22 protein-coding genes and 1 tRNA gene are annotated in these 23,946 nt (G+C 64.0%); 5 read left to right on the forward strand and 18 right to left on the reverse strand.

Going from position 1 to position 23,946, the window contains the following annotated elements:
- Positions 1 to 43 precede the first annotated feature (43 nt).
- A complete protein-coding gene (locus tag AC1RRT_RS03440) occupies positions 44 to 2,284 on the reverse strand; it encodes a hypothetical protein (protein ID WP_493012307.1) in 2,241 nt (746 codons plus the stop codon).
- Positions 2,285 to 2,629: 345 nt separating this feature from the next.
- Between AC1RRT_RS03440 and AC1RRT_RS03445 the strand changes: the two genes are divergently transcribed.
- On the forward strand, positions 2,630 to 3,505 hold the full coding sequence (locus tag AC1RRT_RS03445) for an SDR family NAD(P)-dependent oxidoreductase (RefSeq protein ID WP_493012308.1): 876 nt from the start codon (positions 2,630 to 2,632) through the stop codon (positions 3,503 to 3,505).
- A 52-nt stretch (positions 3,506 to 3,557) separates the two neighbouring features.
- On the opposite strand, the gene AC1RRT_RS03450 is transcribed toward AC1RRT_RS03445, so the two are convergent.
- Positions 3,558 to 4,205, reverse strand: coding sequence for a TetR/AcrR family transcriptional regulator (locus tag AC1RRT_RS03450; protein WP_493012309.1), 648 nt, complete (start codon positions 4,203 to 4,205; stop codon positions 3,558 to 3,560).
- Positions 4,206 to 4,336: 131 nt separating this feature from the next.
- On the opposite strand from AC1RRT_RS03450, the gene AC1RRT_RS03455 reads away from it, so the two are divergent.
- Together AC1RRT_RS03455 and AC1RRT_RS03460 are read left to right on the forward strand one after the other, a co-directional pair.
- Positions 4,337 to 4,840 (forward strand): DUF6622 family protein, encoded by a 504-nt coding sequence (locus AC1RRT_RS03455; RefSeq protein WP_493012310.1) that lies wholly within the window; start codon positions 4,337 to 4,339, stop codon positions 4,838 to 4,840.
- A 24-nt stretch (positions 4,841 to 4,864) separates the two neighbouring features.
- On the forward strand, positions 4,865 to 5,965 hold the full coding sequence (locus tag AC1RRT_RS03460; protein ID WP_493012311.1) for an alpha/beta fold hydrolase: 1,101 nt from the start codon (positions 4,865 to 4,867) through the stop codon (positions 5,963 to 5,965).
- A gap of 103 nt (positions 5,966 to 6,068) precedes the next feature.
- On the opposite strand, the gene AC1RRT_RS03465 is transcribed toward AC1RRT_RS03460, so the two are convergent.
- The 10 genes from AC1RRT_RS03465 to AC1RRT_RS03510 form a co-directional block, all read right to left on the reverse strand.
- Entirely contained in the window at positions 6,069 to 6,344 is a 276-nt protein-coding gene (locus tag AC1RRT_RS03465; protein ID WP_493012312.1) for a hypothetical protein, read from the reverse strand.
- Between the two features lie 196 nt (positions 6,345 to 6,540).
- Positions 6,541 to 7,515: a magnesium/cobalt transporter CorA gene (gene corA / locus AC1RRT_RS03470; protein WP_493012313.1), complete on the reverse strand. Its 975-nt coding sequence runs from the start codon at positions 7,513 to 7,515 to the stop codon at positions 6,541 to 6,543.
- Positions 7,516 to 7,574: 59 nt separating this feature from the next.
- Entirely contained in the window at positions 7,575 to 8,546 is a 972-nt protein-coding gene (locus AC1RRT_RS03475) for an acetamidase/formamidase family protein (RefSeq protein ID WP_493012314.1), read from the reverse strand.
- A gap of 161 nt (positions 8,547 to 8,707) precedes the next feature.
- Positions 8,708 to 8,783: transfer RNA gene (locus AC1RRT_RS03480), tRNA-Lys, on the reverse strand.
- 120 nt (positions 8,784 to 8,903) lie between these two features.
- Positions 8,904 to 10,046: a rod shape-determining protein RodA gene (gene rodA / locus AC1RRT_RS03485; protein ID WP_493012315.1), complete on the reverse strand. Its 1,143-nt coding sequence runs from the start codon at positions 10,044 to 10,046 to the stop codon at positions 8,904 to 8,906.
- Between the two features lies 1 nt (position 10,047).
- A complete protein-coding gene (mrdA, locus tag AC1RRT_RS03490) occupies positions 10,048 to 11,964 on the reverse strand; it encodes a penicillin-binding protein 2 (RefSeq protein WP_493012316.1) in 1,917 nt (638 codons plus the stop codon).
- Positions 11,965 to 11,968: 4 nt separating this feature from the next.
- Positions 11,969 to 12,490 (reverse strand): rod shape-determining protein MreD, encoded by a 522-nt coding sequence (gene mreD, locus AC1RRT_RS03495; RefSeq protein ID WP_493012317.1) that lies wholly within the window; start codon positions 12,488 to 12,490, stop codon positions 11,969 to 11,971.
- A gap of 9 nt (positions 12,491 to 12,499) precedes the next feature.
- Entirely contained in the window at positions 12,500 to 13,393 is an 894-nt protein-coding gene (mreC, locus tag AC1RRT_RS03500) for a rod shape-determining protein MreC (RefSeq protein ID WP_493012318.1), read from the reverse strand.
- A 37-nt stretch (positions 13,394 to 13,430) separates the two neighbouring features.
- Positions 13,431 to 14,474 (reverse strand): rod shape-determining protein, encoded by a 1,044-nt coding sequence (locus AC1RRT_RS03505; RefSeq protein ID WP_144066920.1) that lies wholly within the window; start codon positions 14,472 to 14,474, stop codon positions 13,431 to 13,433.
- 94 nt (positions 14,475 to 14,568) lie between these two features.
- On the reverse strand, positions 14,569 to 16,131 hold the full coding sequence (locus AC1RRT_RS03510) for a 2-isopropylmalate synthase (protein WP_493012319.1): 1,563 nt from the start codon (positions 16,129 to 16,131) through the stop codon (positions 14,569 to 14,571).
- Positions 16,132 to 16,493: 362 nt separating this feature from the next.
- Between AC1RRT_RS03510 and ogt the strand changes: the two genes are divergently transcribed.
- Positions 16,494 to 17,051 (forward strand): methylated-DNA--[protein]-cysteine S-methyltransferase, encoded by a 558-nt coding sequence (ogt, locus tag AC1RRT_RS03515; RefSeq protein WP_493012320.1) that lies wholly within the window; start codon positions 16,494 to 16,496, stop codon positions 17,049 to 17,051.
- A 56-nt stretch (positions 17,052 to 17,107) separates the two neighbouring features.
- On the opposite strand, the gene ilvC is transcribed toward ogt, so the two are convergent.
- The 4 genes from ilvC to miaA form a co-directional block, all read right to left on the reverse strand.
- Positions 17,108 to 18,130: a ketol-acid reductoisomerase gene (ilvC, locus tag AC1RRT_RS03520; protein ID WP_493012321.1), complete on the reverse strand. Its 1,023-nt coding sequence runs from the start codon at positions 18,128 to 18,130 to the stop codon at positions 17,108 to 17,110.
- A 44-nt stretch (positions 18,131 to 18,174) separates the two neighbouring features.
- Positions 18,175 to 18,690, reverse strand: a complete 516-nt coding sequence (gene ilvN, locus AC1RRT_RS03525) for an acetolactate synthase small subunit (protein WP_297688666.1) — start codon at positions 18,688 to 18,690, stop codon at positions 18,175 to 18,177.
- A 28-nt stretch (positions 18,691 to 18,718) separates the two neighbouring features.
- Entirely contained in the window at positions 18,719 to 20,488 is a 1,770-nt protein-coding gene (locus tag AC1RRT_RS03530; protein ID WP_493015126.1) for an acetolactate synthase 3 large subunit, read from the reverse strand.
- A gap of 142 nt (positions 20,489 to 20,630) precedes the next feature.
- Positions 20,631 to 21,611 carry a tRNA (adenosine(37)-N6)-dimethylallyltransferase MiaA gene (miaA, locus tag AC1RRT_RS03535; protein WP_493012322.1) on the reverse strand — a complete coding sequence of 327 codons (981 nt, stop codon included), beginning with the start codon at positions 21,609 to 21,611 and terminating at the stop codon, positions 20,631 to 20,633.
- A 61-nt stretch (positions 21,612 to 21,672) separates the two neighbouring features.
- Between miaA and serB the strand changes: the two genes are divergently transcribed.
- Complete coding sequence (serB, locus tag AC1RRT_RS03540) at positions 21,673 to 22,578, forward strand: phosphoserine phosphatase SerB (protein WP_493012323.1); 906 nt, start codon at positions 21,673 to 21,675, stop codon at positions 22,576 to 22,578.
- 46 nt (positions 22,579 to 22,624) lie between these two features.
- Here serB and AC1RRT_RS03545 read toward each other — a convergent pair whose 3' ends face one another.
- Entirely contained in the window at positions 22,625 to 23,125 is a 501-nt protein-coding gene (locus AC1RRT_RS03545; protein WP_493012324.1) for a DUF4431 domain-containing protein, read from the reverse strand.
- Complete coding sequence (locus AC1RRT_RS03550; protein ID WP_493012325.1) at positions 23,126 to 23,908, reverse strand: 3-hydroxybutyrate dehydrogenase; 783 nt, start codon at positions 23,906 to 23,908, stop codon at positions 23,126 to 23,128.
- Positions 23,909 to 23,946 lie beyond the last annotated feature (38 nt).

The raw sequence follows: 23,946 nt of genomic DNA on the forward strand, positions 1-23,946 counted from the left end.
CTGGCCGCCCTTCTAGCGGCTCGCCTCCCAGTATAGCCCCGGTTTACCCGAGGAGTCTCGCCCACCAGCCATAGCGCCAGCCGGCAACACCCGCCGCAATGAGCAGGGCCAGCAGGATATACAGCCCCCAGGGGGTGCGCGTGTCGGCATAGGGGTCGGTCAGGGCCCGTTCCGAACCCGGCGGCAGCTTGGCCAGCTGGGTCAGGCTGCCGCCGAAGGGAATGTTGATCAGCGCCCGCGCATTCACCGCCCAGCCATTGGCGTCCAGCAGCGGCCCCAGATTGCGCTGCCGCAGCTTCATCGCCGCGATGATCATCGACGGCCCCGAGACCAGCAGCACCACGCCGATGACGGCGAGCGGAATCTGCCACCAGGCGAGATTGAGGAAGCCGGTGACCACCGAGGCCAGCGCCGTGCCGATGGCGCCGATGGCCAGACCGATGGCTGCGAAGATACCGGCGAACTTCGCCGCATCGAATGCCGGCGGCGGCGCTGCCGGCGCGGGAGCCGGTGCACCACCCGACAGGGCCTGCGTGCCGGTTTCCAGCAGTTTGGTCGTCATCTGCTGTTCACCCGCCTTGGAACGGGCGGCCGCGAATTTCTCCACCTGCTCGCCCAGGAATTTGCCCACCTTCTTGAATGGCAGCCAGAAGGCTTCGCGGATCGAGATGGGATGACTGACGATCTTCACGATCACCGCATCCCAGTCGTTGCCGGCGCGGTCGTAGAACACGCCATTGCGACCGACCATCAGTTGGTCGGCATCGCCCGCCGTGATGGCTGCGGCGATTGTCATCTTCTCGGTCGTAGCATTCGGGATCGGCTTGCCATCAGTGCCGCGCCGGGTGATCTCGCAGTAGAGCAGATAGATGCGGCTGAGCGCGGCCAGCGTCGCATGCTTGGCCGGATCGTCGACCGCGACGCAGAGATCGCAGGAGCGGCCGTCGATATAGAGCGTACCGACCTGGAAGATCGCCTTGCCGCGCCGGGTGTAGAAATCCTTGAAGGCAACGAAATTGTTGAGCAGCGGCACCAGGTCGCGCACATACCGCGCCAGCGTTTCGACCGAGGCGATGGCCTCGAATTCCGGCGCCAGCGCTGCATCGGCGGCGATCAGCGCCGTGATCTTCGCCTGCGCATCGCCGGCTCTGATCTCGCGCACGCGGGCGATGCCCAGCGGCTCGACCAGCTGGCCGGCCTTGCGCTTGAGCCACGCCATGGCAGGCTCGAGCCTCTCTTGAAGGCTGCGCCAGTCGTCTTCGGTCAGCACGCCCTTCTCGGAGCCGAGCAGCGGCAGAACGGCCGCCTCACGCAGGTGCGTCACGTCCGCCGCCCAAGCCGGATTGATGCCCTGGCCGAGCGGCAGCGGCCGTTCGGCCTCAATGCGTGCCAGCGGGAAGCCGGCCACCGCAGCGGTCGGCAGCGACAGGTCGTTGTCGGCAACGCCTGCGAAATCCTTGTCGTCGGCATTCAGCGCGACGCCAGCAACCGGATCGAAGGCGGCCAGGCGGCAGCGGAAGAAATAGTCGTCGATCTTGGCCTGCAGGCTGCGTACGGCTTCCACCGCCGGCAGCGTGCCTTCGCCCAGCGGCAGGATCTCCGGCCTGGCCTTGGCTTCGTCCCACCAGGCGACATAGGCATCGACGGCGGCAAAGAAGGCATCCGCCTCTTCCGCGCCGATGCCGGCCTCGCCGCCACGATCGGGCTTCGAACCGGCCAGCCGCATGATCTCTTCCATCACGGCGGCCGTCGCCGGTTCCTTCGCCGCCGAGGGCGGCACCACGCCATCGCCATTCAGCGTGGTCTTGGCAAAGATGCGCCCCACATCGGCGGCGTCTTCCGGCGTGATCGCCGCCGCCTCGCCCTTGCCGATATTGGTGAGGATGCGCCGGGCCGAGGCCAGGATACGCGCGCCTTCCTCGGTGCTGTCGTCGATCAGGCTGAGCGGCAGCTCGGCATGACCGGCGAATAGCGCATCGGCACTGCGCACCAGCTTGCAGGCCCAGCGCACGGCGGCGAGCAGCTCGGGCGCGCGGATGCGGCCATCATGGTCGCCGTCGATCAACTCGAGCGTGCGGCGGTCGAAATCGATGCCGCGCACCGGACAGCTGAGCGCCAGCCAGAGCTTCTGGTCGAGTTCGGAGAGATGATGCAGATCCTCGCCGGTCTCCAGGCGAAGCTGGTCGAAGCCGCCGGCCCGGAAGAAACGCCAGCGATGGGCATTCTCGTTCACCGGTCGGGCCTGGAGGGCGGTGCCGGTCGGGTCGGTCTGCGCGTCGGCCATGGTCATTCCGTACGAAAAGCTGGGCGAGAGATTGATTGCACCTCATCAGAAACAAGAAATCCAGTTATTTCAAAGGCCTGCTCCCTCCGCCCCAAGCCAGTTGGCACCTGTTGGCGCGCCAGATCGCAGCCAATTGCGGCCAGTTCATGCCAGTTCGGGCCAGTTGAGAGCCAGTTCCGGCCAGTAGGAGCCACCTGCCTCCAATTGACGCCCGCAGACCGGCGCCACGCCACGATATCCTGCGGTCCGCTTCTTTATGTAAGAACAAAAATGAAACATTCAAGCTGGAACACCCGCTGCCGGGGCGGGTTGCCCCTGCAAGCCCACAGAAAACAGGAGGACCTCGTGGCCCAGAAAACCAGACCGCAGACCATTACCCCTCCCGATACCGGCCGTGACCTGTTCAGCCCGCGCAGCCGTGGAGCCGGTCGCCCGCTGGCGCTGGTCACCGGCGCCTCCAGCGGCATCGGCTACGAGCTGGCGCGCCAGTTGGCCCTGCATGGTCATGATCTGCTGATCGCCGCCGACCATGAAGGCAACCTGCGCGAAGCCGCCCAGGGCCTGGCGAACGCCAGCAATCTGCATAACGGGGGCGCCCATGTGGAAACCGTGACCTGCGACCTGTCGACACGCGCGGGCGTCGAGCGCCTGTATGACGCGGCGAAAGCCGTCGGCCCGGTGGATGTGCTGTGCTGCAATGCTGGCGCCGGCGTCTATGGCGATTTCGCCGAGACCGACCTGGAGGCCGAACTGCGCATCATCCAGCTCAATGCGGTATCCGTGGTGCATCTGACCAAGCTGGTGCTGCAGGACATGATGCAGCGGCATCGCGGCAAGATCCTGATCACGGCCTCCACTGATTCCACCACGCCCGACCCCTATCTGGTGGTCTATGCCGCCACCAAGGCCTTCGTGCTGTCCTTCGCTGAAGCCATCCGCCACTCGTTGCAGGATACCGGCGTCTCTGTGACGGCGCTGCTGCCGGGGCCCACGGACACCAACTTCTTCAACCGCGCCGGCATGCAGCGCTCGAAAGTGAATGAAAACGCCAAGACCGATCCGGCCGAAGTGGCGGCCAAGGCCTATCGCGCGCTGATGCGCGGGGACGACCACACCATTGTCGGCTGGAAGAACAAGGCCCAGGTCGCCATGCAGTCGGTCCTGAGCGATCCGGTGAAGGCGGCACTGACGGCGAGTGCGACGGAGCCGAAGCGGCGGTAGGTGAAGAAGCGATGAACGGAAGACGATGGGCGGAAGACGATGGAATGGGGCGCTATCGTGCTTTCCCGGCTTTGGCGTAGGTCGCCATCAATCGGTCAGCCGCATGCTTGCCGCGCTGCTCCAGTTCCGCCGGGGTCGGTTGCCTGGCAAGGCCCATCAGCAAACGGAGCAGGAGATTTCCCCAGAGGAGGGAGAAAAAGAAGTCGCTGATCTCGGCAGGCGGCGAAGACAGAAGCAGTTTGTCCTCCTGCGCCTTTCTGACCAGATCGATGAATATCTCACGGCTGGGCTCCCATCCGCGCTCATTCAAAGCCTCGGCGATTTCCGGTGTTCTATGCGCCTCCGCCACAGCAAAGCGGAACACAGTCTGGACGTCGGGATCGCAGACACCCGTCATCAATGCCGTTCCAAATCGGGCCAGCGTCATGGACAACGCCTGGGACGTCGATGGCCGTGGCAACGCGAGCGGAAGCTGCATCTGCTGCGTCCGCCATTTGATGCACTCCACCACAATCGACTGCTTGTCCTTGAACAGGGCATACAGCTCGCGCTTTGAGACCTTGGCGCGGGTGGCGATCTCAAGGGTGCTCGCGCCATCGAAGCCGGATTCCCGGAAAGCCTCGAATCCGGCGCGGAGCACACGCTCCCGGATATTGTCCTGCGATTTCGCGGATTCTGTAGATTTGACTGGCTTGCTCACGGGACCCTCTTGACACGGTACTAGCACGTACCATATAGCTTGTCATGACGGTACCCGTTGGTACCAACATGGCAGGCCGCATCGTCTGAAAAGATTCCGGCCTCACCTTCCCTTTGCTGCAAGGAGCCGAAATGCCGATGCTCGTCACCATTCTTCAGAACACGCCTGCATGGGTTTACGTGCTCTTCGCTGTCCTGCTGGCGCTTGGCCTTGTGTCACTGAAAACGCGAACCGTAAAAGTGTGGCGGCCATTAATCGCACCGATCGTGTTCATTGTCTGGGGCATCTACGGTCTGCTGTTCAGGTTGGATGGTTCGGGCCTGCTGCCATTGTATTGGGCCGGCGCGGCAGTGATCGCTTCGGTCCTCGCCTGGTACGGGACCAACCTCGCCACGCTACAGCCCGATCCCGCCCAAGGTCACGTCCGCATTGAAGGATCGATCTTTCCACTGGTGCGGAACATGGTTCTATTTTTCGCAAAATATGCCATCGGCGTTTCAATTGCGTATTCCGCATTCGACAGGCAAACGCTGTACGCACTCGATGTTGCTGTCTCGGGCGTGAGCCTGGGCTATTTCGTGGGCTGGCTGCTGCGGTTTGGCCAGCACTATCGGCGAAACGCCATTCCAGTCTGAACACCCGACATCCAGGACCTGATCATGATCGATAGACGCCGATTCCTGAAAACGACGGCCTTTCCGCTCGCCCTCTCGGGAGCTTCAGCCGTCATTCCGTCCGCATTGCGGGCCGTCACCAGCCAAGGGACCGCCTTGCCCACGCAACGCGTCATTGAGGCGAATGGCATTCGCGTCAATATCGCCGAACAGGGCAGCGGCCCGCTTGTCGTGCTCTGCCATGGCTTCCCGGAGACATGGTATTCCTGGCGCCATCAGATCAGCGCTCTCGCGCAAGCGGGCTTTCATGTGGTGGCCCCCGACATGCGCGGCTATGGCATGAGCGACAGCCCCGACGCCATCGACCAGTACACCGTATTCCATCTGGTGGGAGACCTGATCGGTGTTCTCGATGCCCTTGATGCCAAATCCGCCGTCATCATCGGACACGATGTCGGCGCCAGCGTGGCGTGGCAGGCCGCACAATTACGTCCCGACCGCGTTCGCGCCATCGCCGCCCTCAGTGTCCCATTCCGTCCCCGGGGCAATATCCGGCCAACCACCGCCATGCCGCGGACCGCGGATGCCGAATTCTACATGCTCTATTTTCAAAAACACGGCCCCGCCGAAGCGGAGTTCGAGGCTGACGTGCGGTCCACGCTCCGCAGCATGCTCTACGGTGCATCCGGGAATGGCGTTGCCGCAGCGCGTGCCGCCGCAGCAGGCGGACCGCCACTGAACATCGGGATGGTGCCGCATGGTGGGCGTTTCCTGCGCGGCGCCCCTGCGCCTGCGACGCTGCCGGGCTGGCTGACCGAAAGCGATGTCGATCACTACGCCACCCAGTTCAAGCGTGGCGGCTTTCGTGGCCCGCTGAACTACTACCGGAATCTGGACCGGAACTGGGAAATCTCATCCTCGCTGGCAGGCGCGCCTGTCATGGTCCCGGCCATCTTCATGGCCGGGGACCATGACTTCTTCATCTCGGCACCCGGGATGGATCAGTTGCTGGCGAATCTGAAGCATTTTGTGCCGAACCTGCGAAAGCTTCATATCCTTCCGGGATGCGGCCACTGGACCCAACAGGAGCGACCAGAAGAGGTCAATGCCGCCCTTCTGGACTTCATCCGCTCCCTGCCCGCCTAGATGCCCAACGCAACACGGCCGCAGGATTGCTCCTGCGGCCGTGTTCCCGTGGGCGGTCGCCGGCTCTGCAATCGGCGACCGAGGAAAGTGAATGCTACGCGCGTCAGCCCCGCGCGTCGCCCTTGTAGCCCTTCTGCACCACCAGCTGGCGGCGCATCGCCACGACCTGGCGGGTGGTCAGCTTCAGTTCGTCATCAAGACGGCGGCGGCGGCGCAGGGTGGCCGAGAAGCTGTCGATATCCGACAGGGTGCTGCCGCAGCGGCGGGCGAAATGGCCGCTCATCAGACGGATTTCGCGGTCGCAGATTTCGCGCTCCTGCTGGAGCTGCAGGGCCTGGCGCTGGGCGGCTTCGATCTCGGTCTTGAGGCTGAGGAACATGATTGCTCTCCACATTTCGCTACGATGAAAAGGCGTCTTCTTATGGAGACAGCCTAGCGAAAACGGGGCGCAGCGGGTGTGATCTGCCTGCTATAGATCGGAGACAGTTGTGACCGGCCTGTGACTGGGAGGCCTTTTCAGCGACAGGGCTGTGACCGCAGGGATTTCGGGGGAAAACCGGGCAGGATAACCGGGCCTAAAGCCAGCCACTCTTGCGGAAGCGCCAGAACAGCCAGCCGCAAACCGTGGCAATCGCGCCCAGGACGACGAAATAGCCGTACTCCCAGCGCAGCTCCGGCATGTTCTCGAAATTCATGCCGTAGATGCCAGCAATCGCGGTTGGCACCGCCAGGATGGCGGCCCAGGCGGCGAGCTGACGCACGATGTCGTTCTGTCGCGCGCTGGCCAGCAGGATTTCGGTTTCGAAGGCCGCAGCCAGCCCTTCGCGCAACGCATCGATCGAGTCTGCCACGCGTTGCACGTGATCGTGAACATCGCGAAAATAGGGCCGGATTTCCGGCGTGAGCAGCGGCAGGTCCAGCCGCTCGAGCCGGCTGCTGACTTCCAGCAGCGGCAGCACCGTGCCGCGCATGACGCGCAGATCGCGGCGCAGGCGATAGATGCGCTCGATCATCTGGCGGTCCAGGGTTTCGTCCAGCACGTGGTTTTCGATCTCGCGCAGTTCCTCGGCGATATCGTCGATCACGGGGAAGAAATTATCGGCGACGAAATCGATGATGGCATGCATGGCGGCCTGCTCGCCCATCTGCAGCAGCTGCGGCATGCGTTCCAGCCGGCTGCGCACCTCGGCATAGGACGACGACGCGCCATGGCGCACCGAGATGACATAGCCCTTACCGGCAAAGACATGCGTCTCGCCGTATTCCACATCGCCATTCACCAGCCGCGCGGTGCGCAGCACGATGAACAGGCTTTCGCCATAAATCTCGATCTTGGGGCGCTGATGCGCGGCGGCGGCGTCTTCGACGGCCAGCGGATGCAGGTCGAAGCGCTTCTGCAAGGTCTGCAGCGCGGCCGGTTCCGGATCATGCAGACCGATCCAGACGAAGTCGGCACCCGTGGGCACATTCAGGCCTTCGGTGCTGAACGGCACATCGCACAGGCGATTGCCCTTGCTGTCATAGGCCGCACAGGCCACCACGCCACGCATTCAATGCTCCATCCAGGTCACGCCCTTACATATATAACGGCATAACCTGGAAAAAATACTCAGAACCCGGCAATAGCGGCGCGGTCGACCCTGGCCAGCACATCGAAGGGCAGCATGGCATGCACGCCCTTGTTGCCGTCCACCACCTGGGTGATGCGCAGGTCGCAGGCCAGGCTGCAGAGCGCATAGGCGTCGTTGGCGGCCAGGCCGGCGACCGCGCCCAGCATATCGATCATGTCTTCCAGCGCGCGGGTGGCGGCATCGTCCAGATCGGGATCGAAGGCCATGGTGATCAGATGCGTGGGCGTCACGGCGCGCGGGCGCGGCAGTTTACGCTGCTTGTGCAGATGGAAGGTGAAGTCGCCTTCCAGCGCGGTTTCCAGCGCGGTGAGATTGACCTCTCCATCGCCCTGGCAGGCATGGCCGTCGCCGGTCGAGAACAGCCCGCCTTTCACAAAGACCGGCAGGTAGAGCACGGTGCCGGGGATCAGTTCGCGATTGTCGATATTGCCGCCGTATTCGCGCGGCTCGATGGTGGAGACCCGGCCATAGGAGGGCCGCGGCGCGACGCCCATGACGCCGAAGAAGGGCCTGAGCGGCACGACCGAGCCCCAGGGACAGGCGGCCGTCATGGCGTTGCGGTTGATCGGGATCTGCAGCATCCGGGTTTCAGGGAAACGGTGCGGCAGCGCGCCGCGCAGCGGCCGGTTGACGTTCCAACCCCAGTCCTGGATCAGGCGCACGTCGTCGATCCGCACCTCCAGCACGTCACCCGGCTCCGCCCCCTCGATGGCCACGGGTCCGGTGAGGATATGGCCGGGCAGCACCGGCTTGAGCTGTTCGACGATGGCGCGATGTTCGGGCAGCACGGCCAGGCCGGCGCTGGCGGGCGGCAGCACATCGGCGCCGCCAGAGACGGTGCGGATGGTGACCTGCTCGCCGGGGGCAACCGTGATCGCGGGTTTCAGCGTGGCGTCGAAAAAGCCCCAGTGAACGGTCTGCGGCGTCGGGTCCAGCCTGTGCGCGGTCATGATGCTCTCCGGAGATGACTGCGAAGAGCCTAGCGGCGCGGCGGTGGGCGGCCAAGCCGGACCACCGGGACCATGCCGATACGAAAGAGCGGAAACGAAAACGGCGACCCGGAGATTGTCATCTGGGGTCGCCGTCTGGGGCTTTCAGAGCTGCCGGAAAATGGTGGGCGCACCAGGGCTCGAACCTGGGACCCGCTGATTAAGAGTCAGCTGCTCTACCAACTGAGCTATGCGCCCAGCGCTCTGAAAAGCCGCGTGAAAATATCCGGATTCGGCGGAATTGCAAGGGCTTCGGCAGAAGGAAATTCCGCCGTCCTGCCAAGGGCTTAAATCGGCCGATTCGTCAGGGAAACGGCGTCAGAGCCCGCTCATGTGACGCGGGATTTCCACGTCACGGTGCACATAGCAGTTGATCAGCAGGCCGATGCCGACCAGTAGCGTCATCATCGCGGTGCCGCCGTAGGAAACCAGCGGCAGCGGCACGCCCACCACCGGCACCATGCCCGACACCATGGCGATGTTGATGAAGACATAGAGGAACAGCATGGTGGTCAGGCCGCCGGCCAGCAGGCGCGCGAACTGGCTGCGTGCGCGCAGCGCGATGGCATAGCCATAGGCGATCAGCAGGATATAGAGCGCGATCAGCACCAGCGCACCGATCAGGCCGTGCTCTTCCGCCAGCATGGTGAAGATGAAGTCGGTCTGTTTTTCCGGCAGGAAGCTCAGATGGCTCTGCGTGCCCTGCATGAAGCCCTTGCCCGAGAAGCCGCCAGACCCCAGTGCGATCTTGGACTGCAGAATGTGATAGCCCGAACCCAGCGGGTCCTGTTCGGGGTTCATGAATGTGAGCACGCGCTTCTTCTGATAATCATGCAGCAGGGTCCACAGCACCGGCAGGGCACTGCCGCCGGCAATGATAACCAGGATGAATTTCCAGGCGCGCACGCCGGCAAAGAAGAAGACCGCGCCCGAGGAGGCCAGCAGCAGCATGGCCGTGCCCAGATCGGGCTGCTTGATCACCAGGATGACCGGCACCAGCACGATGGCCAGCGGCAGTATCAGCCAGCGGATCCGACCGACCTCGTCATAGGACAGGCCGTGGAAATAGCGGGCGAGCGTCAGCACCAGAGAAATCTTCATGATCTCGGACGGCTGCACATGGATGATGCCGAGATCGAGCCAGCGCTGCGCGCCCATGCCGATGCGGCCGAACAGTTCGACGGCGATCAGCAGCACCAGGCCGACGCCGAAAACCAGATAGGACAGCCGCATCCAGACGCGGATATCGGTCACCGCAATGGCAACCATGATCACCAGGCCGATGACGAAGCGTACCATCTGACGATCGGCCCAGGGATCGATGTCGCCGCCGGCGGCAGAATACAGCGTGGCGAAGCCGATGCTGGCGATCAGGGTGATCAGCAGCACCAGGCCCCAGTTGATGTCGCGCAGCTTGCGCCCGAAGCTCAGGTCGTTGCCGCGGCTGGACCAATGGGCCATGTCAGCCCCCTTCCTTCTGCGGCGCAGGACCCGCCGTGGCCGCGGTATTGGGGCCAGGCGTGCGCTTGCCCTTGCGCGAAGGATCGAGCTTTTGGCATTCCAGTAGGATGTCGCGGGCGATCGGCGCCGCCGCCGTGGAACCGCCGCCGCCATGTTCGACCACGACGCAACAGGCATAGCGCGGATTGCTGATCGGGGCGAAGGCGACGAACAGCGCGTGGTCGCGCTCCTCCCACGGCTTCTCCTCGTTCTTGCGCACGCGGGTCTCGCGCTCCTGGCGGCTGATGCGGCGCACCTGGCTGGAGCCGGTCTTGCCGGCCATGGCGTATTCGGCCAGCGTGATGCGGGCGCGATGGGCGGTGCCGCGCGGCGGCGTGGTGACGCGAATCATGCCTTCCCAGGCCAGCTCAAGCTGTTCGCGCTTGATGTTCAGATTGGCCCAGCGCTCGCGCGCCGTGCGCTGGTCGGTGGCGGGGCCATAGGCATCGTCCTGGCGCACGATGCGCGGCTGCACGGCATAGCCGCCATTGGCCAGTCGCGCCGCCATCACGCAGAGCTGCAGCGGCGTGGTGGTGATATAGCCCTGGCCGATACCGGTGATCAGGTTCTCGCCCTGGTGCCAGGGCTGGTTCAGCACCGCCTGCTTCCAGCTGCGCGTCGGGATCAGGCCGCGGCGCTCGCCGGTCAGGTCGATGCCGGTGAATTCGCCCAGGCCCAGCTTCTTGGCCATTTCGGCGATCTTGTCGACGCCGGTGCGGCGCGCCGTCTCGTAGAAAAAGACGTCGCAGCTTTCCTCCAGCGCCGACACGTAGTTCATGCTGCCGTGTCCGCCCTTCTTCCAGCAATGGAAGGTGTTGTTGCCGAACTCCATGTGGCCGATACAGGAGACACGGGTATCGGGCGTGATGGTACCGGCTTCCAGCGCCGCCATGCCGACCAGCATCTTGAAGGTGGAACCGGGCGGATACTGGCCCTGCACAGCCTTGTTGATCAGCGGCTTGTATTTGTCGCCGTTGAGCTGGCGCCATTGCGGCCCGGTGATGCCGACGTTGAACCAGTTCGGGTCGTAGCCCGGATTGGAGACCAGGCACATGACTTCGCCGGTATGGATGTCCATCACCACGCCGGCGCCACTTTCCTCGCCGAAACGTTCCTGCGCCATGCGCTGCAGGTCGGCATCGATGGTCAGCACGATGTCATCGCCCGGCTGGCCATTATGGCGCTGCAGCTCGCGGATGCCGCGGCCAAAGGCATTCACTTCGATCTGGCTGTGGCCTGCGCGGCCGCGCAGGCGCTCGTCGTAGATCTTCTCAACGCCGCTCTTGCCGATACGGAAGCCCGGCAGCTCCAGCAGCGGGTCGTCGCCCAGCTCGGTCTCGGAGACGGCGCCGACATAGCCTACGACATGGCTGAAGGTGGCGCCGTAAGGGTAGTCACGCGTCTCGCCGACATCGAGCTGCACGCCCGGCAGGTCCGGTGAATGCAGGTTGATCTTGGCGAAATCGTCCCAGGACAGGTTCTCGGCCACGACGACCGGCACGAATTTGCGGCGACGCTCGATTTCGCGCTTCACGCGGACGCGCTGGGTGTCGTCAACCTGGATCAGCTTGGACAGCGCTTCCAGGGTGGCATCGACGTTGCGGGTCTGCTCGGCCACAATGAGGACGCGGTAATTGCGGCGATTGGAGGCCAGCTCATGGCCATGACGGTCGACCACGCGGCCGCGCCGTGGCGACAGCAGCCGCATGTTGATGCGGTTCTCTTCAGCCAGCAGGGCGTATTTGTCGGATTCCAGGACCTGCAGGTAATACAGGCGGCCGGCCAGCGCACCGAACAGCGCCAGCTGGGCCGTGCCCAGCAGCAGCGCCCGGCGGGTGAACACCTGCTGCAAATCGTTGTCGCGGCGGTTCATGGCCATGGCGCTACACCGCGAGCGATCCGCGCAGCCAGCGGCGCTCGAGACGGCTGAGCGCCCAGTAGACGGCGGGATAAAGCGTCAGCGACAGGACCATCTGCGCCAGCACCGGCGCAGTGGGCAGCAGGCGCCAGTGCAGCAGTGAGACCAGCGCCCAGCTTAAAGGAAGCACGGCGCCGATCAGCAGCGCAAAGGCGGTCCAGTTCACCAGGAAGGATGAGCCGAGGAAGACACGGCGCTGCGACACGCCCAGTTCATGCACGACGACCAGGGTGAGCGCACTCAGGCCCAGCAGGCCGCCACTGAGCAGATCGAGCAACAGGCCGATCAGGAAGGCGCCGACCATGGTCATGAGATCGGAGCGGAAGATGCTCCAGTAGAATACCGCCATCAGCGCAAAGGATGGCGCCACGGTATCGAAATAGGGCAGCCCGACAGGCAGAAGGCCCAACAGCACCAGGACGATGCTGCTCAGGATCGGCAGCAGGGCGCGGATGCGGCGGCTGATCTGGCGGAGCAGCGCTAACATGCCGCGCTCCTATCGCCGGGGCAGTGCGGCCGAGGCAGAGCCAGACGGCGCAGCCGGGTCCTCCGCATCGATGCGGGTCTCGTCGAACTGCATGACACGCAGGAAGTCCAGGCGCCCCAGATCGACAACAGGACGGACGCGGATGACGCCATCGGTGGACACGATCTCGCCGACCGGAATGCCGGCCGGGAACTGGCCGCCATCGCCCGAGGTGACGATATGCATGCCGGTAGCGGGCTTGGCCGCGCCGGTGAGGTATTCCAGGCGCGGGAAAGCCGAGTTGTCGCCGGTCAGCACGGCACGATGGCCGCCTTCCTGCAGCATGACCGGCAAGCGCGAGTTCAAGTCGGTGACCAGCAGGATACGGGCGGCGCGGATGCCGACTTCGGCGACACGACCGGCATAGCCGCCCTGGCCAATCACAGCCTGGCCTTTCTTGATGCCGTCCTTGGTGCCGACATTGAGCAGCACGGTGCGGACAAACGAGCTGCCACCATCAGCGATCACGCGGCCGGTGACGAAGGTCTGGCTCAGATCGGGGCCGGCGGAGAGCATCTGGCGCAATGCCGCATTATCCTGCTCAAGACGCCGCGCCACTTCCTGCCACTGCAGCAGGCGGGCATTCTCGGTGCGCAGGCGGAAGTTCTCGTCATGGACGAACAGGATGTCGTCGACCCAGCCGATCATGGCATTGATCACGCTGACCGGCTGCGACACGGCGGTCAGCACCGGCTCGATGATATCGGCGCCAACAGCACGGATGCGTTCGATCGCCGGACGGTCGACGCGACCGAGCAGGATCAGGGCGACGGCAGCGGCAAGCAGCAGCAGGAACGCAAAGCGCTGCAGCAGCGCGCGCAATGGCGCTGCAACCCAAGCACTGCGTCCAGACCGTCTTGCCATATGCCTCTCTCGACCCCTGCGTCGTCAGGCTCCGCCCTTAATAGGGCGGGTTGTACAGAACGTGCTTCAGCGTCTTCATTTCTTCCAGCGCGCGGCCGGTGCCCAGCGCCACGCAGGAGAGCGGCTCATCGGCAATCGACACCGGCAGGCCGGTCGCATGACGCAGCACCAGGTCAAGATTGCCCAGCAGCGCGCCGCCGCCGGTGAGCACGATGCCCTTGTCGACGATATCGGCGGCCAGTTCCGGCGCGGTGTGTTCGAGCGCGACCTTCACCGCCTCGACGATGGCGCCGACCGGTTCGGCCAGGCTTTCGGCGATCTGGCGCTGGTTGATCACCAGCTCCTTCGGCACGCCGTTCATCAGATCGCGGCCCTTGATCTCCATCGAGAGGCCATTGCCGTCTTCCGGCGGAGCGGCGGAACCGATCTGCTTCTTGATGCGCTCGGCCGAAGCCTCGCCCACCAGCAGGTTATGATTGCGGCGGATGTAGGCAATGATCGCCTCGTCCATCTTGTCGCCGCCGACACGCACACTGCGCGAATAGACGATACCGCCAAGCGAGAGCACCGCCACCTCGGTGGTGCCGCCGCCGATATCGACGACCATCGAGCCGGTCGGCTCGGTCACCGGCAGGCCGGCGCCGATCGCGGCGGCCATCGGCTCTTCAATCAGGAAGACGCGGCGCGAGCCGGCGGACTCGGCTGAGTCCATGATGGCGCGACGCTCGACCGCGGTAGAACCCGACGGCACGCAGATGATCACCTGCGGCGAGGCGAAGCTGCGGCGGTTGTGAACCTTGCGGATGAAATGCTTGATCATTTCCTCCGCCACTTCGAAATCGGCGATCACGCCGTCGCGCAGCGGACGGATGGCTTCGATATTGCCCGGCGTACGGCCCAGCATCTGCTTGGCCTCATCGCCGACGGCCAGAACCTGCTTCTTGCCGCGGTTGTTGGCGATCGCCACCACGGACGGTTCATTCAGCACGATCCCTCGACCCTTGACGTAGACCAGCGTGTTGGCCGTGCCCAGATCAATGGCCATATCGGCCGACATGAAACCCATCAAACGCGAGAACATTGAGAAAAACCCTCACAGCGAAATATCGCGCCGTTATCGCCCTTGGGACCGGAACAGCGCAACCCCCAGCCCCCCTATTTTTACCCCAGTAAAATCAGGCGCTCATGGCAGCAGGCGCCGTCTTCTCCCGTTTCACCAGCAGCTTGTTCAAAGCATGGATATAGGCCCGGCAACTGGCCACCAGCGTATCGGCGTCGGAAGCCTGCCCGTTGACGGTCTTGCCGCCCTCTTCCAGGCGCACGGTCACCTCGGCCTGGGCATCGGTGCCCTGGGTCACGGCATGCACCTGATAGAGCTGCAGATTCACCTGATGCGGGAACAGGCCCTTGATGGCATTGAAGATCGAATCGACCGGCCCGTTGCCGGTGGCGGTGATGGCCTTGACCGCGCCGTCGATCTCCAGCTCCAGCTCGGCGCGCTGCGGCTCCTTCGAGCCGGCGACCACCTGCAGCGAGACGAAGCGGATCCGGTGGCTGTCATGGGCCACGGTATCATCCACAAGGGCGACGAGGTCTTCATCGAAGACCTCCTTCTTGCGGTCGGCCAGATCCTTGAAGCGGCCGAAGACGTCATTGAGCTGGTTGTCGGCGAGCTGGAAGCCAAGCTCCTCGAGCTTCTTGCGGAAGGCATGGCGGCCGGAATGCTTGCCCATCACCAGGGTCGAACGATTCAGGCCGACCGATTCCGGCGTCATGATCTCGTAGGTGCCGGCATGCTTCAGCATGCCGTCCTGATGGATGCCGCTTTCATGCGCAAAGGCGTTGGCGCCGACGATGGCCTTGTTGGGCTGCACGACAAAACCGGTGACGGCGGAGACGAGGCGCGAGGCCTTCATGATGTCGGTCGTCTTGATGCCAGTCTCGAAATTCATTGCATCGGGGCGCGTGCGCAGCGCCATGACGATTTCTTCCAGCGCGGCATTGCCGGCGCGTTCGCCCAGGCCGTTGATGGTGCATTCCACCTGGCGCGCACCGCCCATGACGGCAGCCAGCGAGTTAGCGACCGCGAGGCCCAGATCGTTGTGGCAATGCGCGGAAAACCTGGCTTTATCGCTGTTCGGGATGTTTTCGATCAGGTAGCGCATCAGTGCCGTGTATTCCTCCGGCACCGTGTAGCCGACGGTGTCGGGCACGTTGATTGTGGTGGCGCCGGCCTTGATCGCGCTTTCGATCACGCGGCAGAGGAACTCGCGATCAGAGCGCGTACCGTCCTCGCAGCTCCACTCCACATCGTCGCAGAGATTGCGCGCATGGCTGACGCTGTCGATGATGGCCTGATGCACCGCCTCGGGCTCCATCTGCAGCTTGAACTTCATGTGCAGCGGCGAGGTGGAGATGAAAGTATGGATGCGCGCGCGCTTGGCGGGCTTGAGCGCTTCCCAGGCGCGATCGATGTCCTTCTTGCCCGCACGGCTCAGGCCGCAGACGGTGGAGTTGACGACGCGCTTGGCGATCTCGTTGACGGCTTCGAAGTCGCCGTTGGATGCAATGGGGAAGCCGGCCTCGATCACATCGACGCCCATGCCTTCCAGCACGGCGGCAATCTTCAGTTTCTCTTCCAGATTCATGGAGGCGCCGGGCGACTGCTCGCCGTCGCGCAAGGTCGTGTCAAAGATGATGACGCGCTCGCGCGCGCTGCTGCTCGCCGCTGTCGTCATGTCAGACCCCTTCTCGCCAATGCACGGCATCCGCCCGCCAGCCAAACCCGAAAAAGGCGGCGTAGCGGGAATCTTGCCGTGGTTTCCGTGCTTTAACCATAGTCTACACGCTCCGGCGGGGTCCGAGCAAAGGCCGAAAAGTCAAAGGCCTTCATGGACTTGCACGGCTACTCTCCGCTACCAGGCTTAAAAAGGGGTGAATTCGGCAAAAATGCCGTCATGTTCGGTAATATGCTGAAAACACGGTGGAATTGTGTTCACGGCCCACGCAGGGTCAAAATCCCGCTCCAGGGTCGAAAAGGTCCGGGATCGGCCAGTGGCGAGCACTGGCCAGTGAAAAGCGGCCGGCCGATACTCCGGTCATGGCCCGGAAACAGCCCCCAACCCGCACCCCGACCCCCGAGCGCCTGCTGCAGCACCAGCTGGCCACCCCGATCGGCACCGCCTTGCTGGTGACCGACACGCAGGGCCTGCTGCGGGCGCTGGACTGGACCGATCATGAAGACCGCATGCTGCGACTGCTACGGCTGCAGTATGGCCCGATGGCCGGTCTTGGCACCGGCAAGGCACCCCAGGCCCTGCGTCAGGCGCTGGAGGCGTATTTCGCTGGCGACCTGCGGCAGATCGACGGCATCGCCTGCGCCACGGCCGGCACGCCCTTCCAGCGCAGGGTGTGGACGGCGCTGCGCAAGATCCCGGCCGGCAAAACGCTGACCTATGGCGTGCTGGCCGCGAAGCTGGGTTCACCCACCGCCATGCGCGCGGTCGGCGCGGCCAATGGCGCCAACCCGATCAGCGTGGTGGTGCCCTGCCACCGCCTGATCGGCGCCAACGGCACACTGATCAAGTATGGCGGCGGCCTGGAGCGCAAACGCTGGCTGCTGACGCATGAGGGCGCGGCGCTTTCGGCGGCCGCATAAATGAAAACGGCCGCCGGATCGCTCCAGCGGCCGTATCGTATCCGGATGCGTCCGGCTTAGTTCGAGCGGGCCTTGTCGACCAGCTTGTTCTTGGCGATCCAGGGCATCATGGCGCGCAGCTTGGCGCCGACTTCCTCGATCGGATGCTTGGCCAGCGCCGCGCGGGTCGCCTTGAACGAGGTCTGGTTGACCTTGTTCTCCAGCATCCAGTTGCGGGTGAAGCGGCCCGACTGGATGTCTTCCAGCACGCGCTTCATCTCGGCCTTGGTCTCGGCGGTCACGATGCGCGGACCGGTGACGTATTCACCGTATTCGGCCGTGTTCGAGATCGAGTAGTTCATGTTGGCGATGCCGCCTTCGTAGATCAGGTCCACGATCAGCTTCACTTCATGCAGGCACTCGAAATAGGCCATTTCCGGGGCGTAGCCGGCTTCGACCAGGGTCTCGTAGCCCGCCTTGATCAGCTCGACCAGGCCGCCGCAGAGCACGACCTGCTCGCCGAACAGATCGGTCTCGCATTCTTCCTGGAAGGTGGTCTCGATGATGCCGGCCTTGCCACCGCCATTGGCCGAGGCGTAGCTGAGCGCGATCTCAAGCGCGTTGCCCGAGGCGTTCTGGTGCACGGCGACCAGCGACGGCACGCCGCCGCCCTTCAGGTATTCCGAGCGCACGGTGTGGCCCGGGCCCTTGGGCGCGATCATGAAGACGTCGAGATCCTTGCGGGGCTCGATCAGGTTGAAGTGGATGTTCAGGCCATGCGCGAAGGCAAGGGCGGCGCCTTCCTTCATGTTGTCGCGCAAGTCGTTATTCCACAGGTCGGACTGGCCCTCATCGGGGGTCAGCACCATGACCACGTCGGCCCACTTGGCGGCCTCGGTCGGGGTCATCACCTTGAAGCCGGCCTCTTCGGCCTTCTTCGTGCCGGCCGAACCCTTGCGGAGCGCGACGGCGATATTCTTCACGCCGCTGTCCTTCAGGTTCATGGCATGGGCATGGCCCTGGCTGCCGTAGCCGACGATGACAACCTTCTTGCCCTTGATCAGGTTCAGGTCCGCATCGCGGTCATAGTAAACGCGCATCTCAGTCTCTCCTCAGAAAAAAGCGTGTTGTTTCGTAATCGGGTTTAAAGGGGCTTCGGGCCGCGGCTGATCGCCACCACGCCGGTGCGCGACACATCGACCAGGCCGAGCGGCTTCATCAATTCGACGAAGGCCGTGATCTTTTCCGGGGCACCGGTCAGCTCGAAGACAAAGGATTCGATCGTGCTGTCGACGGCGCGCGCCCGGAAGATATCGGCGATACGCAGGGATTCGACACGCTTCTCGCCGGTGCCGGCCACCTTGATCAGCGCCAGTTCACGCGCGATGTGCGGGCCTTCCACCGTGAGATCATGGACATTGTGCACCGGCACGAGACGGCCGAGCTGCGCCTTGATCTGCTCGATCACATTGGCGGGGCCGGACGTGACGACCGTGATGCGCGACAGATGCGCGGCATCAGAGACCTCGGCCACCGTGAGGCTTTCGATATTGTAGCCGCGGCCGGAGAACAGCCCGACCACGCGGGCGAGGATGCCCGGCTCGTTATCGACGAGGACGGACAGGATATGGCTCTGGATCGGCTGCTGCGGCGCGGACATGGGATATATGCTTCTGTGTTCGATGGCCTCAGACGAGGGCCATGCCTTCTTCGCTGACGGAGGCGTTGGTCGGGTCTTTCGGCTTGTCGTCGGCGAGAATCATCTCGTTATGCGCGGCCCCCGACGGCACCATGGGGAAGCAGTTCTCGGTCTTGTCGACCGCGACATCCACCACGACGGGGCCGTCGATCTTGATCATCTCCTTGATGGTCGCATCAAGGTCGGCCGGATCGGTGACGCGCAGGCCGGCGCAGTTGAAGGCCTCGGCCAGCTTGACGAAGTCGGGCAGCGATTCCGAATAGCTCTGCGAGTAGCGGCCGCCATGGAGCAGCTGCTGCCACTGGCGCACCATGCCCATGTATTCGTTGTTCAGGATGAAGACCTTCACCGGCAGACGGAACTGCGCCGCCGTGCCGAGCTCCTGGATGTTCATCAGGATCGAGGCCTCGCCAGCGATATCCACCACCAGCTTGCCCGGATGGCCGAGCTGCACACCGATGGCGGCCGGCAGGCCGTAGCCCATGGTACCCAGTCCGCCCGAGGTCATCCAGCGGTTCGGCTTGTTGAACTTGTAATGCTGCGCGGCCCACATCTGGTGCTGGCCGACTTCGGTGGTGATGAAGGTGTCCTGATCCTTGGTCAGCTCGTAGAGGCGCTCGATCGCCAGCTGCGGCTTGATGATCTTGGAATCCTTCTTGTACTTCAGGCTTTCGCGGGCGCGCCACTGGTCGATCTGCGCCCACCACTTGTCGAGCGCCTTCTGGTTCGGCTTGTGGCCGCCCTGTTTCCAGGCGGCGATCAGCTGTTCCAGCACCTTGCAGGCATCACCGACGATATTGAGGTCGCAGCGCACGGTCTTGTTGTGCGAGGACGGATCGATATCGACATGGATCTTCTTCGAGCCCGGCGAGAAGGCGTTCAGGCGGCCGGTGATGCGATCGTCGAAACGCGCGCCAATGTTGATCATGACGTCGCAATCATGCATCGCATGATTGGCTTCCCAGGTGCCGTGCATGCCGAGCATGCCGAGGAACTGCTTGTCGGTGGCGGGATAGCCGCCCAGACCCATCAGCGTATTGGTGATGGGGAAGCCGGTCAGCTTGACCAGCTCATGCAGCAGCTCGGAGGCGCGCGGGCCGGCATTGATGATGCCACCGCCGGTGTAGAAGACCGGGCGCTCGGCGCCAGCCATCAGCGCGATGGCCTCCTTGATCTTGGCATCGTCGCCCACGACCTGCGGGCGATAGGTCTTGTGGCGGACATTGTCCTTGCCGGTATAGGGCCCTTGCGCGACCTGGATGTCCTTCGGCAGGTCGATCACCACCGGACCCGGACGGCCGTTGGTGGCGACATAGAAGGCTTCGTGCACGACGCGCGACAGGTCGTCGATATTCTTCACAAGATAATTGTGCTTGGTGCAGGGCCGCGTGATGCCGGTAGTGTCGCATTCCTGGAAGGCGTCGGTGCCAACCAGATGCGTGGCGACCTGACCGGTCAGGCAGATGACTGGAATCGAGTCGAGCAGCGCATCGGTCAGGCCGGTGACGGCGTTGGTGGCGCCGGGACCGGAGGTGACCAGCACCACGCCGGGCTTGCCGGTCGAACGGGCATAGCCTTCGGCGGCATGGACGGCGCCCTGCTCGTGACGGACGAGGATGTGGCGGATGGCATTCTGCTTGAACAGCGCATCATAAATCGGGAGCACCGCGCCGCCCGGATAGCCGAAGACGACCTCAACACCCTGATCCTGCAGGGCCTTGATCAGCATTTCGGCGCCGCTCATCTGCACAGTTGGCATCTGGGCCGGCGCAGCCTGCGCTGCGGTAGACATGACAACCAATCCTTTTGGCAATCCTTTGGTCAGACTGCCCTTTTAGACGAAAATCGGCCGGAACACGCCGCCCCGGCCGTCAAAATTCGGCGCCAACCTAGACGCCCCGTCAGCCCACGGTCAATAGCCATCTCACAATGAATGGAAAGATTTCTGCCTCTAGGTTGAAATTTTCTTTCCGAGTAAGATCGTTTTCCACAACCAGTCCCGCCTCGAACTGGTGCCGGAACCAGGTGGTCTGCCGTTTGGCATAATGCCGGGTGTTGAGCTGGCCGATCCGAATGGCCTCATCCAGGCTCAGCGTTCCCTCAAGATATTGGAGAAGTTCGGGAAGTCCATGGGCCTTGCGCATCGGAGCATCGGCCGGGATGTCGGTCCGCGCCTGGACCGCCCTAGCTTCCTCCATCGCCCCGCTGTCGAGCATGCCCATGAAACGCCGGTCGATGCGGGCATAGAGCGCCTCACGCGGCGGCCGCAGCAGCAGGCGGCATACGGGATTAGGCAAAGGCGGTGTCGGCGCGGCGGCCTGCCAGGCGGCGAGGCCCTGCCCCGTGGCCTGCAGCACCTCCCAGGCCCGCACCAGCCGCTGGCCGTCGCCAGGCTTCAGCTTTGCCGCCGTCTCCGGGTCCGCCGCCAGCAGGGCGGCATGCAGGACGGCGGCACCCTCCGCCTCCAGCCGCGCCCGCGCTTCACGGCGGATGTCGCCGGGGATCGGCGGGATATCGACCAGGCCATCGAACAGGCTGCGCAGATACATGCCGGTGCCGCCCAGCAGGATGGGCAGGCGGCCCTCGGCCACCGTCTCTGCGATGGCGGCGCGGGCCAGCTCGACCCAGCGCGCGGCGGTGCCATGCTCGGCACCATCCAGCACGCCATAGAGGCGATGCGGCGCCTGCGCCATCTCGTCATCGGTGGGGCGCGCGGTCAGTACACGCAAGTCGCGATAGACCTGCATGCTGTCGGCATTGATGATCGTGCCGTTGAAGCGCTGCGCCAATGCGATCCCGAGCGCCGACTTGCCGCTGGCGGTGGGGCCGGCAAGCACGAGGATCGGTGCGGTGGGGATCGGTGCGGTGTTAAGACTTGTCACAGGAGCAGTACCGACGGCTTCCGAGGTTGCGCCGCCCCTTCTACAGCCCTAGAACAGGCGGATGCAAAACATTCTCACCCTGATCGCCGCTCCCCATAACGCCGTCCTGACGGCGCGCACCGTGAATGCCGTGCGCGACGCGCTGGCGCTGGCTCGCGGCAAGGTCGGCCCGGTCGACTGGCTGGATCAGGGCATCGCCTGCGACATCCCCTTCGACGGCGTTCAGGCCGCCGAGGCAGAAAAGGTGGCCAAAGTGGCGCTGCGCAACGCCCCGGTGGATGTGGTGGTGCTGAAGGCCGAACCCAATCGCCGCAAGAAGGCGCTGGTGGCCGACATGGAGTCGACCATCATCCGCAACGAGATGCTGGACGAGATCGCCTTCCTGGCCGATATCGGCGAGAAGGTGGCCGACATCACCCGTCGCGCCATGAACGGCGAACTCGATTTCTTCGCCGCGTTGCGCGAGCGCGTGCAACTGCTGAAGGGCCAGCCGGCTACGCTGCTGAATGATGCCGCCCTCCGCATCAAGCTGATGCCCGGCGCGCAGGTGCTGCTCAACACGCTGAAGCAGCACGGCGTGCACACGGCGCTGGTTTCGGGCGGCTTCGACTATTACACCCAGCCGATCGCCGAGCAGCTCGGCTTCGACGAGCAGCAGGCCAATCACCTCGTCATCGAGAACGAGCAGATCGCCGGCACCGTGCGTGAGCCGATCCTGGGCAAGGAAGCCAAGCTGGAGGCGCTGCAGCGCGTCGCCAGGGCGCGGGGCATCTCGGAAGCCGACTGCATCACGGTCGGCGACGGCGCCAACGATCTCGCCATGCTGGGCGCGTCAGGGATGGGCGTGGCCTATCACGCCAAGCCGGCGGTGCAGGCTGCCGCCAAGATCAATATCCGCCACGGCGACCTGACCGCGCTGCTGTACCTGCAGGGCTATCGCGCCGACGAGATCTTCGGGCGGGGCTGATACGCCCCCTTGCGCCATGGCCGGACTTGATCCGGCCATCCACGCTTTACTGAAGAACCTGCTGTAATTGCGGTCGATACAGCAAAACTATCGTCCGATGATGGCCGGTTTCCGCCTCATAAACTTGACCGCCGACCACAACTCGCAGGCCTACAACCTCGCGAAATTGCGTGAGCAAGGTCGCCTCGGTGATCAATAGCTGCATGACTTTTATGCGATCTGCGCGTTGGCCGAGATTGTCATCTCGATCGACTTCCAGCTTGGCGCATATCGGTTGATCCAAAACCAGGAACCAATAGGTCTCCAAGCGGTCCCCATTTTTGCTGCTCGCATAATTCGGAGGGCCTGGGAATCCCAGTTCCGCCACACGCCCGACCAATGTTACCTGAGCCTCAGGGGGGTGACACTGGGCGACAGCCATCGCCGATTGCAACACTAAAAATAGACCAAACAGCCAAAGAAAAGTGCGCGCTGCCTTCATTTGTGAATGCGTGGATGGCCGGGTCAAGCCCGGCCATGACACTTTTGGTTTGGTATTGAACAGCACTCAGCGCGCCGTCCAGCCGCCATCGATGGCGATCGACGTGCCGGTGATCGACTTGGCGCCGTCGCTGCACAGGAAGACGGCGAGCGCTGCCACCTCTTCCACCTCGACGAATTTCTTGGTCGGCTGGGCGGCGAGGATCACCTCGCGGATCACCTGCTCCTGCGACATCTTATGCACCTTGGCCTGGTCGGCGATCTGGTTTTCCACCAGCGGCGTGCGCACATAGCCCGGGCAGATCGCATTCACCGTGATGCCGGCCTCGGCCACTTCCAGCGCCACCGACTTGGTCAGGCCGACCTGGCCATGCTTGGCCGCCACATAGGCCGACTTGAAGGGCGAGGCCACCAGGCCATGGGCGGACGCGATGTTGACGATGCGGCCCCAGCCCTTCTTCTTCATGCCGGGCAGCGCCGCCTTGATGGTGTGGTAGCTGGACGACAGGTTGATGCTCTGGATCGCCTCCCATTTCGCCTCGGGGAACTCGTCCACCGGCGAGACGAACTGGATGCCGGCATTGTTCACCAGGATGTCGATGCCGCCGAACGCGGCCTCAGCCTTCTTGATGAAGGCGGTGATCGCCTCGCCCTTGCTCATGTCGGCGCCGTCATAGACCACCTTGACACCGAATTCGGACGCCAGGCCGGCGCGGAGCTTTTCGATCTCGGCAGCATCGCCAAAGCCGTTCAGCATGATATTGGCGCCCTGGGCGGCCAGCGCGCGGGCGATGCCCAGACCGATGCCGCTGGTGGAGCCGGTGACGACGGCGGACTTGCCTTTCAGCATGGGGAGACCTTTCTTAAAGAGCCTGTCTGGCCAACACC

Source organism: Ferrovibrio sp. GW821-FHT12B10, assembly GCF_058807515.1.